Here is a 17244-nt window from a genome sequence, read left to right on the forward strand (position 1 = left end):
CACCGCCCGGATGGACCTGGCGTTCACGCTGGCCGAGCGGCCGCGGGACGGCGGGATCGACGGCACGGTCGAGTTCAACACCGATGTCTTCGACCCCACCACCGTCGAGTCCCTGCTGGACCGGCTGCGCCGGCTTCTGCGGGCGGTGACCGCCGACCCCGACCTGCCGATCACCGGGATCGACCTGCTCGGCCGGGACGAGCGGCACCGGCTGCTGACCGGGTGGAACGACACCGCCCAGCCGTTGCCGCGGGCCACCCTGCGGGAGCTGTTCGAGGCCCAGGTGGCACGCGATCCGCGGGGCGTCGCGGTCCGCGGCGCCGACACCACGCTGACCTACGCGCGACTCGATGCGGTGGCCGGCCGGCTGGCCGGGCGGCTGGCGGAACTCGGGGTGCGCGCCGGGAGCCGGGTGGCGATCCTGCAGGGACGCTCGGTCGACCTGGTCGTGTCCGTCCTGGCCGTCGTCAAGGCCGGCGGCGTGTACGTGCCGCTGGACGACAGGTACCCGCCGTCCCGAATACAGATGATCATGGCGGAGACGCGGGCCTCGGTGCTGCTGGTGGACGGTTCGGCCCGCAGACCTCCGGTGGACGAGGACGTCCACGTCATCACGGTGGACGGTCTCGCGGACGAGTCCGTCGACGAGGGCGCCGTCGCCGCGGNCGGACCGCCCGCCACGGATCCACATCCACATCCACATCCGGATCCGGATCCGGCCTCGGACCCGGACCCGGACCCGGACCNGGACCAGCCGGTCTATGTGATGTACACGTCCGGGTCGACCGGCACCCCGAAGGGCGTGGTGGTCACACATCGTAACGTGGTCGCGCTCGCCCAGGACCGGAGATGGCGGCAGGGCGACCACACGCGGGTGCTGATGCACTCGCCGTCGGCGTTCGACGCCTCGACCTACGAACTGTGGGTTCCGCTGCTGTCCGGCGGCCGGGTGGTTGTGGCGCCACCCGGTGCGCTCGACCCGGAGACGCTGGAGCAGACGGTCCGCGAGCACGGCGTCACCGCGGCGTTCCTGACCACCGCGCTGTTCAACCTCGTCGTCGAGCAGCGCCCCCGCGCCCTCGCCGGGCTGCGCCAGGTGTGGACCGGCGGCGAGGCCGTCTCGCCCGCCGCGTTCGAGCGGGCCCTGCGGACCTGCCCGGATACGAGGTTCGTGCACGTCTACGGCCCGACCGAGACCACGACCTTCGCCACCTGCCACCCCACCCGCGGACCGGTGCACTCGACCGTGCCGATCGGCCGGCCCATGGACAACACTCGGGTGTATGTGCTTGACGGCGGGCTGAAGCCGGTTCCTCCCGGCGTCCCCGGCGAGCTGTTCATCGGGGGAGNAGGCGTCGCGCAGGGGTATCTGGAGCGTCCGGAGCTGACCAGGGAGCGCTTTCTGGCCGATCCCTACGGCGAGGCGGGCGCCCGGTTGTACCGCACCGGCGATCTGGTCCGTTGGACCTCCGAAGGAGTACTGGAGTTCGTCGGCCGCACCGACGACCAGGTGAAGATCCGGGGTTTCCGGATCGAGCCGGGCGAGATCGAGGCGGTTCTCGCCGCCCACCCGGCGGTGGGACAGGCCGCCGTGGTCGTCCGCGAGGACCGTCCCGGGGACAGGCGGCTGGTGGGGTACGTGGTGCCCGCGGAGTCGGTGCGGGGCGGCGTCGACCCGGCCGAGCTGCGGGACTTCCTCGCCGAACGGCTGCCGCAGTACATGGTCCCGGCCGCCGTCGTGCTCCTCGGCGAGCTGCCGCTGACCCCCAACGAGAAACTGGACCGGTCCGCGCTGCCCGCCCCCGACTACGGCACGGCCACGACCGAGTCGCGCGACCCGGCCACCCCCGCCGAGGAACTGCTGTGCGCNGCGTTCGCCGAGATCCTCGGCCTTGCCCGGGTCGGCGTCCACGACGACTTCTTCGAACTCGGCGGCAACTCCCTGCTGGCGACCCGGCTGGTGTCCCAGCTTCGCTCGGTGCACGGGATCCACCTGCCGATCCGAGACCTGTTCGACAACCCGACCGTCGCCCGGCTGGCCGCGCGGACCGAGGCGCGGGAGGTCCACGCGCCCGCCATGGAGGCCATCGCGCCGCTCGCCGACCGCGGCGGTGCCGTCCCGCTCTCCTTCGCCCAGGAATGGCTGTGCGCGAACCACCCGGTGGCCGCGGACGATCCGTACCACAACGTCCTGACCGCCGTGACGCTCAGGGGCGAACTCGACGACAGGGCGCTGCGTCGCAGCCTGGACGACATCGTGCTGCGGCACGAGGCGCTGCGGATCCGGGTCGTCGACGGCCCGGCCGGCTGGTACCAGACGGCCAGGCCCACCGGCGGGTGGCCGCTGACCGTCGTCGATCTGCGGGACCACGACGAGACCGCCCGCTTCGAGGAACTGCGCCGGCTGATCGGGACCGAGGAGCGCCGCGCCTTCAGGATCGGGGACGAGCCGCTGCTACGCGNCGCTCTGGTGCGGCTGACCGCGGACGAGAGCGTGCTGATCTTCGTGATCCACCATCTGGTCACCGACAACTGGGCCTACGGCGTGCTGGTCCGCGAGCTGTGCGAGCTGTACGAGGCGCACACGCTCGGCCGGCCGTCCCGGCTGCCCGAGATCGAGGTGCAGTACCTGGACTACGCCGCCTGGCAGCGGCGGCGGCTGGCCGACGGCGCGCTCGACGACCACATCGGCTACTGGCGGCGGCGCCTGGCCGGCCTTCCGGCCCCGCTGGACCTGACCGTGCCGGACCACCAGCGGATCGCCGCGACCTCCGGCCACACCCGGGGCTTCGTGCTCGACGCCGCGGCGGCCAGGGGCCTGGCCGAGCTCGCCCAGGCCGAGGAGGCGAGCCTGTTCATGGTGCTGATGGCGGCCTTCCACCTGCTGCTGGCCGCCTATGCCGACAGCGACGACATCGTCGTGGCCTTCCCGGTGGCCGGGCGCGACCGGCCGGAGACCGAGCAGATGATGGGTTTCTTTGTCAACCATCTGCTGGTGCGGACGGACCTGTCCGGCGCCCCCACGTTCCGGGACCTGGTCCGCCAGGTCCGCGACGAGACGCTCGGCGGCTATGGGCATCAGGACGTCCCGGTCTGGTCTCTCGACGAGGTCACCGACGCCGCCCGCAGCCCGTTCGCGATCGCGTTCAACCTGCTCAACGCCGAGGTGCCGGCCCTGGACCTGCACGGTCTGGCGGCCTCGCCGCTGGAGCTGAACATCGGCGACGACTACGTCTTCTCCGAGGTCATCATCACCATGGAGCCCTCCGCGGTCGACCTGACGCTGATCATGCGCGAGGACGGCGACGAACTGCGCGGCATGTGGCTGTACTCGTCCGAGCACATCGATCCCGTGGCGATGGCGGTGCTCATGGACCGATGGGCGCCGCTGCTCGGGCTGGTGGTGGATGACCCGGAACGCGAGGTCGGGGAGCTGCGCGACCTGCTCCGGGCGACCGTGCTCACCGCTCACCGGGACCGCCCGGGCGCCCCGGCCGGTGAGACGGTCTGACCGATGATCCTCTTCAGCTATCTGCTGCGATCGTCGCGACGCGCCTTCCTGCTGGCCGTCGCCGCGAGCGTGGTCAGCGGCGCGACCGGCGCCGCGTTCATCGCGGTCGTCAACCAGGCGCTCGGACATCCGGCNGACGCCTCGGCGGCGCTGATCCTGGCGTTCACCGCGCTCTGCCTGGTCACCGTCGTGACCCGGTTCGTCTCGCAGCACCTGCTGTTCCGGTTGTCCCAGGGCGTCCTGTCCGGCCTGCGCCGCAGGCTCGTCGACGACATTCTGGGCGCCCGGCTGCGCACCGTCGAGAAGATCGGCACCGCGCCGCTGTACTCGGCGTTGTCGGACGACGTGGTCGTGATCGCCGACGCGCTGCCCGGGCTGCCCATCGTGTGCTCCAGCGTCGCCTTCACCATCGTGTGCCTGGTGTACCNGGTGATCGTCTCGCCGACGGCCGCTCTCGCCACACTCGTGGCGGTCGTGGTCGGGGTCGTCGTCTATCGGCTGTTCTCCTCCTCCGGCCTGCGCGCCCTCGCCGCCGCCCGGGAACAGCAGGACCTTCTGTTCGAGCACTTTCGCGGCGTCACCGAGGGGATCAAGGAGCTGAAGCTCAACCGCAGGCGGCGCGAGGTGCTGGCCGGGACCGAACTGAACGCGACGGCGGACTCCTACCGCCGGCACAGTGTCGTGGGCCTGTCGGTCTTCGAGGGCGCGGCGGCCAGCGGGCAGGCCGTGTTCTTCGGGCTCATCGGGGTGCTGCTGTTCGTCCTGCCCGCGTACACGGCGATCTCGGCGAAGACGCTGACCGACAGCGTGCTCGTCGTGCTGTTCCTGGTCTCGAGCCTGCAGGGGGGCCTCACCTGGCTGCCCATGCTCGGCCGCGCGTCCGTGGCGCTGGGCACGATCGAGGAGCGGATCGGCTTGCTGCGGGACGGCGATCGGGAGGACGGCGATCGGGAGGAGGGCGACCGGGATGACGGCGTTCGGGAGGAGTCGGCGAACCGGTCCGGTGCCGGGGCGTCGCCGGACTGGTCACGGCTGCAGTTGTGCGGTGTGTCCCACCGCTATCCGGGACCGGCGGGGGAGGAGTTCGTGCTCGGCCCGCTTGATCTGGAATTCCGGCGCGGAGAGATCGTTTTTGTGGTCGGCGCGAACGGCAGCGGGAAGTCGACGCTCGGCAAGGTCCTCACGGGGCTGTATCCCCCGGAACGCGGCGCGATCCGGGTGGACGGCACCGAGGTCACGGCGGCGAACCGGGACGCCTACCGGCAGCACTTCTCCGCCGTGTTCGCGGACTTCTTCCTGTTCGACAGCCTGCTCGGCCTGCCGGACGGCGGCCGTGCCGAGAAGGCGCGCCACCATCTGAAGCGCCTTGCGCTCGATCACAAGGTGGCCATCGTGGGCGACCGGTTCTCCACGACGGCGCTGTCCCAGGGGCAGCGGAAACGGCTGGCCCTGCTCGCGGCCTACCTCGAGGACCGTCCGTGCTGCCTGTTCGACGAATGGGCGGCGGACCAGGACCCGATGTTCAAGGAGTTCTTCTACACCGAACTCCTGGCGGAGCTNAAGGCCGGCGGCAGGATGGTGATCGTGATCAGCCATGACGACCGCTATTTCCACGTCGCCGACCGGGTCATCCGGCTGGACCAGGGTCAGATCAGACAGGAGGAGAACCCCGATGAACAGCTGGCTGTCAGCCGGACGGGCGCCGAACCCGCACGCTGAGTTCCGGCTTTTCTGCCTGCCCTACGCGGGGGGTGGGGCCGCGGTCTACCGTGGCTGGTCGGACATCGCCCCCGAGGCGCTCGACATCTGCGCGCCGGAACTGCCCGGCCGGGGACGGCGCCTGCAGGAGCCGCCCTTCCTGCGGCTCGCACCCCTGGTCAGGGCCCTCGCGGATCGGCTCACGCCCGCTTTCGACCGCCCCTTCGCGATCTTCGGTCACAGTATGGGGGCACTCATCGCGTTCGAGCTGGCCATGGAGCTGCGCGAGCGGGGAGGGGCGCAACCGGCGCACCTGTTCGTCGCGGCGAAGTCCGCGCCCGGGCGGCAGTCCGGCCGGCCGCCGATCCATGCGGCCTCGGACGCGGCGATGATCCGTGAACTGCGCCGGCTCAACGGAACGCCGCAGGTGCTCCTGGAGAACCGGGAACTGATGGAGCTGATGCTGCCGACGCTGCGGGCGGACTTCTCGCTCGTCGAGACCTATCGGTATCGTGAGCGGCCGCCGCTCGACGTCCCCATCACCATCTTCGGTGGGACCGAGGACCGGCTGGTACCACCGTCGGAACTCGATGAATGGCACGGGCTGTCACGTCGGGGATCGCGCCTGGAAATGTTCCCCGGCGACCACTTCTTCCTGCATTCTGCCGCGACCCGACTGGTGGCTTCGGTCGCCCAGGACCTGGGGCTGTTACCGCGCGCCTCACTCGTCCTTCAGGTCACGACGGGAGAACAGCAGACCGCCGAGTAGCGCGCCCACCACCCCGAGGCCGGTGATGATCGCCGCGCTCGACCAGTCGGGGCCGCCGGCGGGAGCCGGGGCCATGTGGAAGAAGACGGACGTGTCCAACAGCCAGTGACTGAGGTGGACGGTGCCTCCCGCGAACTCGACGAGGACCGACCAGGTCAGGTAGGCGTAGACGACCATCGAGGTGCGCCGTGGCCAGGCACCGAACGCCAGGGTGCCCAGACCCAGCAGGAGCAGCCCGGGCGGGACGACGTTCAGCCCGGCCGTGACCAGCGCACCTGGACGCACCGTGTCGTCCTGACCGGCCGTCCCCACCCAGGCTCCGACCCCCGCGAGCAGGCCGGCGGCGACGAGCAGAAGGCAGGACAGTCCCAGCCGTCCGGCGAGCCACGATGCCCGGCGCACGGGACGGACCAGAAGATTGTCCAGATGCCCCTCGGCCTCCTCGGCCCGGATGGCCGTGCTCTGCCCGGCGGCGACCAGCGCGACCAGGAGCGCGACGACGAGGAAGGTGAGGCCAAGGTAGAGNGCGGCGGACGACCCGTGTCCGCCGAGCCGTCCGATCGCCTGCTCGACGTCCTTCGAACCGGTGGCATCCTCCGTCGAGGACTCGGCGACCGCGCCGAGGAGCACGGAGAACGCGGTGATCACGGGCAGCCAGCCGAGCGCCACCGGCCGTTGCAGGCGCGCGGCGAACCTGGTCGGGCCGCCGAGCAGGGCCAGGCGGGGCCGTGCGGAGTGCCGGTCGGGCAGGGCCGCCGTCCCGACGTCACGGACGCCGACCAGGTGCAGGGCCAGGGCGGCGGCCCCGACCAGCAGGACAAGCGCGGGGAGCAGCGCCGTCGGATTCGGCTCGGTCAGCGGGCGGACCTGCTCGAGCCAGCCGAGCGGACTCAGCCACACCAGCCAGTGCACGCTCGGGTTCGAGTCGGCCACCATCCGCAGGGCGTACGCGACGCCCAGCACCCCGCCCGCCATCGCCGCGGCGGAACGCCGGGTGGCCATGAGCTGGCAGGCGAGGGCTCCGACGGCGAGGAACATCGCCGCGCCGGCCACGAGTGTGACCGAGAGGTACAGGCACTGGCCGAGGCCGAAGTCGACGGTGGAGCGCCGACCGACGGCGATCGTCCCCAGCGCGGTCAGCACGAACATGGCCGCCAGGCCCACGCCGAGCCCGGCGATCGCCTGACCGCCGGCACGGCGGCGCGTCGTCTGACCGGCCAACAGCAGCTCGTAGCGCCCGGACTCCTCGTCACCGCGCAGGAGACGGGTGGCGGTCAGCACACCCCACGCCGACCCGAGCAGGCCCACNATGCCGACGAAGCGCCAGGTGACCCATCCGTCGATGGTGTTGATGGCGTCCGCCTGGCCGAAAATCGCGTTCATGCCGGCGTTCGTCCCGTAGACGCGGGCCATCTGATCGCGTGCTGCCTGGGTGTCGTACTCCGAGGTGTAGGTGACGGTCTGCACGACGATGAACAGGGCGAAGACGAGGCCCCACAGCGCGCCCGACCGGGCGGCGCGGCGGGACACCTGACCGGCCACCACCAGCCGGGGACCGCCGCCGGCGGGTCGCAGAACGCCGGGTCGGGGGAGGGTCAGCTCGGTCATGTCCGGGCCTTCGCGGGGGCCGGGACCTTCCCGGCCGCCGGGGACTGGTCCGGCGCGGCGCCGTCCGGCCCGTAATGGGCGAGGAACAGCTCCTCCAGTGAGGGCTCGCGGCTGAGCAGCTCCCGCACGCCCGAGCCGGTGAGGGCGTCGACGAGGGGTTGGATCGGCCCCCTCAGGTCCAGCCGGGCGCGATGACCGTCCACCACCACCCGGGTCACGCCGGGCACGCGGGTCAGGTCGGGGGGCACACCGTCGAACGTGGCTTCGACCGTCAGGCTGGACAGGTGGCGCATCTCGCCCAGTGTTCCCATCTCGATGAGGCGTCCCTCGCGCAGGATGCTCACCCGGTCGCACAGTGCCTCGACCTCGCTGAGGATGTGCGACGACAGGAACACCGTCTGNCCGGCGTCGCGCGCCTCCCGCACGCTGCGCCGGAACTCCTGCTCCATGAGCGGATCCAGCCCGCTGGTGGGTTCGTCGAGCAGGAGCAGGTCCGGACGGCTCATCAGGGCGGCGATCAGGAGCACCTTCTGCTTGTTGCCCTTGGAGTAGGCCCGCACCTTCTTCGACGGGTCGAGGGCGAAGCGCTCGATCAGCTCGTCGCGGTAGGCGGCGTCGACCCTGCCCTGCACCCGTCCCAGCAGGTGCAGCGCCTCGGCTCCGGTGAGCGACGGCCACAGGTTGGCCTCGCCGGGAACGTACGCCAGGTGCCGGTGGGCCTCCACGGTCCGGCGCTGGCAGTCGTACCCGAAGATCTCGGCCCGCCCGGAGGTCGGCCGCGCGAACCCCAGCAGCAGCCGGATCGTCGTCGTCTTCCCGGCCCCGTTGGGGCCCAGGTAGCCGAGGACCTCGCCGCGGGCGACCTCCAGGTCGAGATCTCGCAGCGCGTGGAACTCGCCGTAACGCTTGCCGAGTCCGACGGCGCGGATAGCGGGTGCCGTCAAGATGTGCGCTCCTCTCGCGTCACCTTGGGGTCGCCTGGCATGTCCTCGTCTCCCGGGTCGTCGGCGGGTAAGTCGGGAACCGTCCAACGCTCCAGCGCGTGACGGACGTCGATGATCCGTGACTCGCCCCAGTCGACCGCCGGGTCGGGCTCCAGGAAGGCGGAGGCGATACTGGCGACGCCGAAGGCCGGAAGCGACCATTCGCCCGGCTCCGACGCGCCGAACGGGCGCGCCGTCATCCGCTGCGCGGCGATGTCCGGGTTGGACAGCGCCATCAGGAACAGCCCCCGCATGCTGGCGCCGAGCAGGCTTGCGAGCGTCTCGAAGGTGGNCGCGAGGCCGGGCCGCAGCCGGTAGCCGAACAGCGCCGCAAGNTGCTCCCAGGACCGCGCGACCCGGGTGGTGTGGTCCCGCTCGGACTGGGCGAGCGCCGCTCCGACCNCGTCACGCAGCTCACTGTCGGTCAGGCTCAGAAACGTCGCATGCAGCGCGACATACGTTCGCCAGTCCGCGGACTCGTAGACGATCTGGAAGTCGAGGAGAGCCAGCTCGCGGAACAGCGTGACGACGAGATCCCGCCGGAGCTCGGGTGTTTCGAACCAGTTCGGCCGCTCGGCGAGCACCCGTCGCAGCAGGGCCACCTCGTCGTGCTCGATCGTGGGGGTGGCGTGCCGGGCCAGCTCGCGCACCACNTCGATGACGAACAGGTCCTTGTACGGCCAGCGACGGTAGACGGCGCTGCGCGAGACACCCGCGTCCCGGATGACGTCTTCCATGCTGATGTGGTCCAGGCTCACCGTCAGCCCGGTGCGGTTCACCATGTCCACGGCCGCACGCAGCATCCGCCGTTCGGTCTCCTGCCCCGACCGGCGGCGACTTCTGCGGCTCAGGCCGCTCAGCTCCCGGGGCTGGGCCCCGCTCCTCGTCCCGTCCGGAGACATCGCAACCTCTGAACTCTGAAATCTGAACTCTGAACTTGGAACTTGAAGTTCCATGTCCGGTGCACAGCAACCTAGCATTGACGACTGGTGATCGGCAACCACGATGCGTTTCGCCGGATGGCGCGTCATGCGCGCGGCGAGGCCTTCCCGCGGCGAGGCCTTCCCGCGGCCAGGGCCGCTGTGTCAGGCCAGAGCCGAACGTCCAGGTGAAGGGGGACATTCGCCGCTGTCCGGGGCCTGTCCATCGGCCGAACATGGANGGTGCCGGGGTGCCCAGCCGGGTCTCGGAGCGCTGACCCCGCTCGACGTCAGCTGGACATGACACATCGGGTGTTCGCCGGAGGGCAGGATGGGCGCCAAGACAGTTCACGAGGTCGAGTACAAGTACGAGGTCGGACCGGCCTTCAGCGCGCCGGCCTGGGACCGGNTGGCCGGGGNGGCGGAGGNGACCGCTCCCCGGACCGTGACGTTGGACGCTGTCTACTACGACTCCGACGACCTGCGGCTGGCGCGTAACCAGATCACCTTGCGCCGCCGCACCGGCGGTCACGACGCGGGCTGGCACCTGAAGTTGCCGGNGCGCTCCGACGAACGACTCGAGGTCCAACGACCGCTCAACGACTCCGCGGTCCCTCCCGGCGACCTGGCCGACCTGGTCCTGATCCACGTGCGCCCGAGCGACCTGCGGCCCATCGCGAAGATCACAACCGAGCGCACGGTGTGGCGGTTGCGTGATGCCGGCGGCCGGGACCTCGTCGAGATCGCCGACGATCAGGTCCACTCGGCGACCTTCGGTTCGACCACCGAACTACAGGCGTGGCGGGAGATCGAGACCGAGCTGATCGGCGACACCGACCCCAAGATCCTGGACCTGGCCGGCCGGACGCTGATCGAGGCGGGTGCCGCCCCGGCGGGGGACGCGTCGAAACTGGCCCGGGTGCTGGGCACGAGCCCACGCCCGACGTCCACCGACCGCGGCCGCACGCGGCTGCGGGGCAGGTCCCCGGCGGGCGCGGTGATCCGCGCCTACCTGGTCAGCCAGGTGGACGCGCTGGTCGAGGCCGATCCACGGGTGCGCCTCGACGAGCCCGACTCCGTCCACCGGATGCGGGTCGCCTGCCGGCGGCTGCGCAGCACGCTGCGCACCTTCGCGCCGTTGTTCGACCCCGACGTCGCCGAGGACCTCGCCGGCCGGTTGCGTGACCTGGCCTCGGCCCTGTCCGGCAGCCGTGATCGCGAGGTCATGCTCGAGCACCTCACCGCCGAGCTCGCCGCGCTGCCCGCCGACCTGGTGGTCGGCCCGGTCGCCGAACACATCGCCGGGCAGCTGACCGCCGACCTCGCCCGCTCCCGCGAGGAGACGCTGGCGGNCCTGCGGGCAGAGTCCTACCTACGGCTGGTCACCNATCTGCGCGCATTCGTCACCACACCCTACGAAGGCGCCGCGGCCCGGCCCGCCCGTGACGTCCTGCTCCCACTCGCCCACCGGGCGGGCCACAAGCTCGCNCGCCGGGTCACCGCCATCGAGGCCACCCCGCCCGGCCCGGCCCGCGACCTTCTCTACCACCAGGCCCGCAAGCAGGCCAAGCAGGTGCGCTACGCCGCCGAGGCCCTCGTCCCGCTCTACGGCACCGACGCCCTCGCCGTCGCGGCCTTCGCNGAACAGGCGCAGAACCTTCTCGGTGACCATCAGGACGCGATCGTCGCCACCGGCCTGCTGCGTCGATGGGCCGCGCAGGTCTCCCACGAACGCGACGGCGATCCACTGACCTACGGCGTCCTGCTGGGTATCCAGATCAGTCGGCTCCGTGCCGCCGAGCGGGACTTCGCCGCCCTGTGGAGCCAGCTGCGCCGCTCCCCGGTGCGCCGCTGGCTGCGCTGACCGGACGGCTGGGCGACGGCGGGCGACGGCGGGCGACGGCACCGTGCCGAACGTCTCGCCCTTGCCCGCCGTCCGACTCCCTGCACATCCCGTCCGGGGTGTGCAGGATCGGGCCACAAGCAAAATCTGCTCGTGGAGTCAGGCCACCCCGAGGGGGCGTTGCGATGACCTGTGATGTCGATAGCAAACGTGCGGGCGAATCCGAATGTTCGGCCGATCTGACCGTCGCCCTCACGACCTTGCGGGACGATCTGATCCGTTATTCGGAAGATCACGCGGTGGATCTGTCGCGGGTGTACCCGGGGCATGTGCGTAGCGCGGAGAACCTGCTGCACTATGTGGCTCTGCGGGAGCACGACGTCCGCGAGCTGCAGGTCCGGCTTTCCGAGGCCGGACTGTCCTCTCTCGGCCGCGCGGAGGGTCACGTCCGGGCCACGATCGAGGCGGTGCTGCGCGCCCTGCGCGCGCTGGACGGCGAGGCGACCAGCCCGCCAACCGGTGACTGGCTCACCTTCGCGCAGGGACGCCAGCTACTGACGGCGAACACCGACGCCCTGTTCGGTCCGCCACCGGTCGGCCGCACGGCGCGCATCATGGTGACGCTGCCGGCGGCCGCCGCGGACGACTACGGGCTGGTCCGCGAGCTCGTCGAACGCGGTATGGACTGTGCGCGGATCAACACCGCGCACGACGGCCCGCCCGCCTGGAATCAGATGATCGACAATGTCCGCCGGGCCGCGGCCGAGACCGGTCGATCCTGCCTGGTCGCGATGGACCTCGCCGGCCCGAAGCCTCGTACCACGGTCGCCGACGGCGACGAGCCGCACCGCCTGCACGCGGGTGACGAACTGCTCCTCGCCCGCGATCCGGAGCCGACGGGGCCAGCGCAGCCGACGGGGCCGGCGAGGTCGGCGTCGGGTCGCAGGGTGCGTCGGGTGGGCTGCACCCTCCCGCTGCAGAACGTGCACGTGGGCCACCGCGTGTGGTTCGACGACGGGAAGATCGGCGCCGTCGTCATCGCGACCGAATCGGACGCCCTGCGCCTGCGGGTGACCGACGTCGCTCCGAAGGGACGACGACTGCGTGCCGGGAAGGGCATCAACCTGCCCGACAGCACGCTGCCCATCCCCGCGCTCACCGACAAGGACGTGGCCGATCTCGGCTTCGTCGCGGCGAACGCCGACATCGTGTCGCTGTCCTTCGTCCGTCGACCACACGACGTGGAGGACCTGCAGTCCCGGCTGGCCGCGCTCGGCCGCGACGACCTCGGCATCATCATCAAGATCGAGACCCTGCAGGGCTTCGAGCACCTGCCCCAGATCCTGCTCACCGCGCTGCGCGACCGGCGGGTAGGCGTGATGATCGCCCGCGGGGACCTGGCCATCGAATGCGGCTATCGCCGGCTCGCCGAGTTGCAGGAGGAGATCCTCTGGCTGTGCGAGGCCGCGCACGTCCCGGTGATCTGGGCCACCCAGGTTCTCGACCAGCTCGCCCGCACCGGCCAGCCCACCCGTGCCGAGATCACCGACGCGGCGATGTCCGAACGGGCGGAGTGCGTGATGCTCAACAAGGGGCCCTACGTCGCCGACGCCGTCGCCCTGCTTGCCGACCTGCTCGGTCGGATGGGCGCCCACCAGCACAAGAAGTCCTCCCTGATGCGCCGGCTGCGCTCCTGGCAGGCGGAGCCGAAGGTCCCGCTCTGACGGCCGCCGCTGGCCGGCCGCCGGTTCTCGGGTCGGCCAGGTCCGGATGGCACCGAGTGCGGGCGGGTCCTCAGGAGCTCAGGCGGCGGTAGCGGGCAAGACGGCGCACCCCGTCCGCGGCGGGGCGGCCGGTGCAGGGCTCCAGGGCCGCCTCGAGCCGGGTGCGGACGGTGGACCGGTCGAGATGCATGCCTATCGCGACCAGACCGCTGGGATTTCCGGTCCCGGGCCTGGCCGCGACGTGGATCTGGCGTCCGACGACATTCACGACGTGGCCGCGCAGGCTCCGCCCGGTGTCCACGGTCACGGTGCCCTTGAGCCGGTACATGTCCGCGGGCAGGTCCTCAAGCANGTCGACCAGCCGGCCGGGATCGACCGGGCCGGTGGCGGGAACGGTCACCGCGTTGACGCGCGGGTGCGGCTCGCCGTCGTGGTCGCCGTCGTGGTCGTGCCGGGCCAGGGCCGCGAGCGGGAGTTCGTCGACCGGGTCGTGCGGGCTGGCGGCGTCGAACACGAGGACCGGGTCGATGCGGCCATGGGTGGTCTCGACGACGTGGGCGTGGGGGTTGCTCGCGCGAATCCGGCCGGCGATCCGCGCCACCGTCTCGGCGCGGTGCGCCGGCGGAACCCGGTCAGTCTTGTTGATCAGGACGAGTGAGGCCGACGCGAACCGGGCCGGCGGTAGGCCGCCCGTGTCGACGGTGTCGAAGTAGGCGGCGGCGTCGACCACGTCGACGAGACCGCCGGGGCGTACGCGGTCCACGCCGCTGAACCGGATGAGCCTGGCGAGATGCGGCGGGTCGGCCACGCCGCTGGCCTCCACGATCACCGCGTCCAGCCGCAACCGCGGATGGGTCAGTTTCGCCAGCGCCTGGTCCAGGCCGTCCGTGTCCGGCAGGCAACACAGGCAGCCACCCGCGATCGAGGCCGGCTCGTCCACCTGGCCGGTGACCAGTGCGGCATCGACGTTGATCGCGCCGAAGTCGTTGACCACCACCCCGAGGCGCGCCCCAGGCGCCTGGAGCAGGTGGTTGAGCACCGTCGTCTTTCCCGCGCCCAGGTAGCCGGTAAGCGCGATCACGGGTACCCGCACACCCATCCCTGCCCGCCTCCCCCTCCCGGGCCGCACCGCGCCGGTGGCGCGATCCGCATCGCCTGGTGCGCGGATCCCGGGCTCGGGCCACGAAGACTATCCACCCGGGCCGGCCGTCGACCCGGCGGCCACGAGCCGCCCCGCCCCGGGTGCTTCACAAATGGGAACCTCGCGGGGAGCCATAAGGCCCCGCNACCAGAGTGGAAAAGCATCGCCGAGCCCGAAGGTTGTCGTCGGATTGCTTGCTAGGATCGGCGCGCGGGCGGCAGCGCCGAGGCCCGGCGGTCGAGAAGTCCAGTCGTGACCGGCGTCCGCGGATACTCCGGAAGGAAATTCCCGTGAGCAGCAAGCTCAACTGGCTCGTCTGCAAGGTCGGCTGCATCGAGTGCGGCATGATAGAGGACCCGGCGCTGAGAATCATCGGAGTGTATGCGGACGAGCAGGAAGCCATTGCCACCGCCCGCAGTACCGCCCAGACGATCGCGCAACGTTGGGGGATGACCAATCCCGACGAGCCGTACCCGGTGAACGCGACCGAGATGCTGGGCTCGCGAACGGGCGCCGGCTGGATGTGGACACCCGCGGACCACGAGCAGGTCTTCGCGGTGCAGGTCCCGTCCTGACAGCTCGGTTGCCTGCGGGTGGCGGCCCTGTATCGATCCGCTTCCGGACCCGGCCGAGGCGGTTATCCTGCGGTGGCGGTTTTGAGTAGCCGGCCGCTGCCGTCGTAAAATCGTAGAACGGGCGCCCTTGACTGCAGCCAGTGCCGGACCGCGTACTTGTCGGTCGGTTCAGGTCCGTCCACCTGAACGGATCGCATGATGAAGAAGCCGTCCTGGATCGGGACCTGAATCGTCTGCCCGTCGGGCGTGGTCGCCGTGATCCGTGCGACCTCGGTGCTCACCAGTCCACCGGCGGTGTGCACCCTTCGTGGGTCATCAGGCCTGTCCAGCCCGCCAAATTCGTGGCTGCCGGAAACGTCGATGGATACGGGGTCAGGGGCGGAGCGAGTGGGCGCCGTGATGCTCATAAACCCATAGGCCAGTGAGATGTCCGGCCGGCCGGCGGCGTCGAGCGGGATCTCGCACTCGGTCGTTGTTGAGTCAATGGCCAGCAGCACACTCATACTGATCCCCACATTGTCGCGGACCGCCGCTCGCGGGATCAGGCCGAAGGTGGGGGACCGGGCCGGATCCGCTTTGCCGGGACCTGACTGCGCGCATTCCAGGGGGATCNCAGCCTTCTCGGCCGGGGAGAGGTGAACGGNCGTGTTCGTGGAGCTGGTGATCGTGTGGCTGGGGGGTGGCGCGGCCGGGAGCAGCGACACGTGATCGTCGCTGCCCGTCCTCGTACCGCCGAAGGCGACCGCGGCGCTGGTCACGGCGGCCGCGAACACCGTGACCAGCAGGATCGTCCGCCTCNCTGCCCGGCGTCGGCGTTCCCCGGAGACCCGCGCCTCGACGCTGGTCCAGATGTGCTCCGAGGGATGTGCACGCAGATCCCCGGCCGCCGCGCGCAGCCACGCGGCGGTGGTCTCGTCGGTTGTCATGCGGAACCTCCCGTCATCGATCCAATTTCATGTGCCGCGGTGCCATGGGCCGCAGCGTCGGACGCCGCGGTGTCCTGCGCCGATGTCACCTGCTGGTGGTGACGCCCCTGATCGGGCGGCTTCGGCGACTCGGCCCACTCGGAATGNAGCGCGGGGTGCAACCGCAGCTTCGCCAGTCCCCGGGATGCCTGGCTCTTCACGGTCCCGACCGACCGGCCGAGCACCGTGGCCACCTGATCCTCGGAAAGGTCGTCGCAGTAGCGCAGGACGACCACCGCACGCTGGCCCGGCGGCAGCGTGGCCAACGCCGCGGCCAGCCCGGCCCGGTCCTCCACCGCGGTAAACCCACCGCCGTGCCCGGCCGCCTCCGGCACCGTCGCCACGAGATCCTCGGCCACCCGTCGCCGGCTGAACCGCCGCCTGTTCGCGTTCACCAGGATGCGGCGTACGTACGCGTCCGGATGGTCGCTGTCGCGGACCCGACGCCACGCCACAAACGCCCGCGCGAGCGCGATCTGGGTCAGGTCCTCCGCCTCCGTGGCATCCCCGCAGAGCAGGTAGGCCAGTCCCAGCAGCCGCGGCAGCCGCGGTGCGAAGAACTCGCGGAATTCCCGGTGTCTGTCCTCATCCATGCGCCCCTCCACAGCCACCCAGATCCCGCCGAGTGGCCCGCGGGTTGCTCCGTCGGGAAACTTTCGTCCCATTCGCCGGCGGCGGAGCCGGCGACCAGCGAAGACTCGCTGGTCGCCGCGGCGGGACGGGGGCTACCTTCGTCGAAACGAGGTGAGTGCCAGGTGCGCACGAACCCGACGGCTCCACGGGATCTCTGCCCGGAGTTGCCGGCTGACCCTGGTCACCAGGGTCCAGGCTTTGTCGGACTGCTGTGGCCTGGCCGGCCCTGGGGCGAACACCGCGGCTTCATGGACCGCGACAAGGTCCGCGACCGGTTCCGCGAGACGTGACGACGCGTGGCTTTCCGTCGCGGCGACAAGATCTTTCCCGGTGTGGCTGCGCACTAGGGGAATACCCGCGTCGACCAGCCGGTCGACCATCTCCTGGCGCGCCCCCTCGATGCGCGCGGAAACGTCGCTGTTCCCGCGTCTCCGGCGGGCCCGGATCGTCTTGGCGACCGGGACGGCGCCGACCACGAGCAGCGCCGCGCCGACGACGACCGGCAGAGCGACGAGGACCGGCGGCCAGTCACCGTCGCGTGCCTCGGTGTTTTCGGCGTCGTCGGTACCGCCGGACCGGTGGGGCAGGGAACCGGGCACCTGCCCCGCCTGGGATGCTCCGCCGGCACCTCCCGCCGCGGACGGCGGACCGCCGGCCGGGTCGGGGTCCGGGCGCGGTAGTGGCTGCGCGTCGGCCCGGTCGTTGCGGGGGGATGGGTCGAACGACACCCAGCCGGACTCCTTGAACAGCACTTCCGCCCAGGCGTGGACGTCGCGGCCGGTGATGCGGAACTCGCCGGACTGGGCGTCGGGGCGCGGCGCGAGATACCCGAAGACCACCCTGGCCTCGTAGCCGAGTGAGCGGACCATGACCN

Annotated in this window: 8 protein-coding genes and 18 pseudogenes; 19 read left to right on the forward strand and 7 right to left on the reverse strand. The window is 71.2% G+C overall.

Annotated elements, in window-relative coordinates; all coding sequences use genetic code 11:
- The 11 genes and pseudogenes from FF86_RS66350 to FF86_RS14105 form a co-directional block, all read left to right on the forward strand.
- A pseudogene (locus FF86_RS66350) lies at positions 1-665 on the forward strand (AMP-binding protein); the annotation flags it as partial.
- Position 666: 1 nt separating this feature from the next.
- Positions 667-746: pseudogene (locus FF86_RS66355) on the forward strand (hypothetical protein); the annotation flags it as partial.
- 1 nt (position 747) lies between these two features.
- Positions 748-1349 (forward strand): annotated as a pseudogene (locus FF86_RS66360) (AMP-binding protein); the annotation flags it as partial.
- 1 nt (position 1350) lies between these two features.
- Positions 1351-1869, forward strand: a pseudogene (locus FF86_RS66365) (hypothetical protein); the annotation flags it as partial.
- Between the two features lies 1 nt (position 1870).
- Positions 1871-2462, forward strand: a pseudogene (locus FF86_RS66370) (phosphopantetheine-binding protein); the annotation flags it as partial.
- Position 2463: 1 nt separating this feature from the next.
- Positions 2464-3511, forward strand: a pseudogene (locus FF86_RS66375) (condensation domain-containing protein); the annotation flags it as partial.
- 3 nt (positions 3512-3514) lie between these two features.
- On the forward strand, positions 3515-3645 hold a 131-nt coding region (locus tag FF86_RS66380; RefSeq protein ID WP_396229883.1), incomplete at its 3' end, for a twin-arginine translocation signal domain-containing protein.
- 1 nt (position 3646) lies between these two features.
- Positions 3647-3938: pseudogene (locus FF86_RS66385) on the forward strand (ABC transporter transmembrane domain-containing protein); the annotation flags it as partial.
- Between the two features lies 1 nt (position 3939).
- Positions 3940-5070 (forward strand): annotated as a pseudogene (locus FF86_RS66390) (cyclic peptide export ABC transporter); the annotation flags it as partial.
- Between the two features lies 1 nt (position 5071).
- Positions 5072-5230, forward strand: a pseudogene (locus FF86_RS66395) (hypothetical protein); the annotation flags it as partial.
- The gene (locus FF86_RS14105; RefSeq protein ID WP_044885282.1) at positions 5184-5978 is read left to right on the forward strand and encodes a thioesterase II family protein; all 795 of its coding nucleotides are present in this window, start codon (positions 5184-5186) and stop codon (positions 5976-5978) included. The pseudogene FF86_RS66395 and the gene FF86_RS14105, both read left to right, overlap by 47 nt.
- Here the strand turns inward: FF86_RS14105 and FF86_RS35860 are convergent.
- The 3 pseudogenes from FF86_RS35860 to FF86_RS48315 all read right to left on the reverse strand — a co-directional run.
- Positions 5931-6503 (reverse strand): annotated as a pseudogene (locus FF86_RS35860) (hypothetical protein); the annotation flags it as partial. The gene FF86_RS14105 and the pseudogene FF86_RS35860 overlap by 48 nt on opposite strands.
- 1079 nt (positions 6504-7582) lie before the next feature.
- Positions 7583-7987, reverse strand: a pseudogene (locus FF86_RS48310) (ABC transporter ATP-binding protein); the annotation flags it as partial.
- Between the two features lies 1 nt (position 7988).
- Positions 7989-8731: pseudogene (locus FF86_RS48315) on the reverse strand (ABC transporter ATP-binding protein); the annotation flags it as partial.
- 1089 nt (positions 8732-9820) lie between these two features.
- Between FF86_RS48315 and FF86_RS62395 the strand changes: the two are divergent.
- The 7 genes and pseudogenes from FF86_RS62395 to FF86_RS14130 form a co-directional block, all read left to right on the forward strand.
- Positions 9821-9898: hypothetical protein (locus FF86_RS62395; protein WP_255355792.1), on the forward strand; the 78-nt coding region annotated here is incomplete at its 3' end.
- Positions 9899-9918: 20 nt separating this feature from the next.
- Positions 9919-10049: CYTH domain-containing protein (locus tag FF86_RS48320; protein ID WP_242418751.1), on the forward strand; the 131-nt coding region annotated here is incomplete at both ends.
- A gap of 1 nt (position 10050) precedes the next feature.
- A pseudogene (locus FF86_RS48325) lies at positions 10051-10841 on the forward strand (CHAD domain-containing protein); the annotation flags it as partial.
- A 36-nt stretch (positions 10842-10877) separates the two neighbouring features.
- Positions 10878-10977, forward strand: a pseudogene (locus tag FF86_RS48335) (hypothetical protein); the annotation flags it as partial.
- 1 nt (position 10978) lies between these two features.
- Positions 10979-11130 (forward strand): annotated as a pseudogene (locus FF86_RS48340) (CHAD domain-containing protein); the annotation flags it as partial.
- 1 nt (position 11131) lies between these two features.
- Positions 11132-11353 (forward strand): annotated as a pseudogene (locus FF86_RS62400) (metal-binding protein); the annotation flags it as partial.
- Between the two features lie 278 nt (positions 11354-11631).
- A complete protein-coding gene (locus tag FF86_RS14130) occupies positions 11632-13056 on the forward strand; it encodes a pyruvate kinase (RefSeq protein WP_055409231.1) in 1425 nt (474 codons plus the stop codon).
- A gap of 70 nt (positions 13057-13126) precedes the next feature.
- Here FF86_RS14130 and FF86_RS48345 read toward each other — a convergent pair.
- Positions 13127-13407: GTP-binding protein (locus FF86_RS48345; RefSeq protein ID WP_242418748.1), on the reverse strand; the 281-nt coding region annotated here is incomplete at its 5' end.
- Position 13408: 1 nt separating this feature from the next.
- Positions 13409-14155: pseudogene (locus FF86_RS14135) on the reverse strand (CobW family GTP-binding protein); the annotation flags it as partial.
- Between the two features lie 332 nt (positions 14156-14487).
- Here FF86_RS14135 and FF86_RS14140 point away from each other — a divergent pair.
- Positions 14488-14772, forward strand: coding sequence for a hypothetical protein (locus FF86_RS14140; protein WP_044885287.1), 285 nt, complete (start codon positions 14488-14490; stop codon positions 14770-14772).
- A gap of 1073 nt (positions 14773-15845) precedes the next feature.
- Here the strand turns inward: FF86_RS14140 and FF86_RS14150 are convergent.
- Positions 15846-16330, reverse strand: a pseudogene (locus FF86_RS14150) (SigE family RNA polymerase sigma factor); the annotation flags it as partial.
- A 132-nt stretch (positions 16331-16462) separates the two neighbouring features.
- Positions 16463-17243, reverse strand: a 781-nt coding sequence (locus tag FF86_RS66400; RefSeq protein WP_396229874.1) for a transglutaminase-like domain-containing protein, incomplete at its 5' end; no start/stop codon positions are given.
- Position 17244: the final 1 nt, after the last annotated feature.

It is taken from the genome of Frankia sp. CpI1-P, assembly GCF_001421075.1.
Lineage (GTDB): Bacteria > Actinomycetota > Actinomycetes > Frankiales > Frankiaceae > Frankia > Frankia torreyi.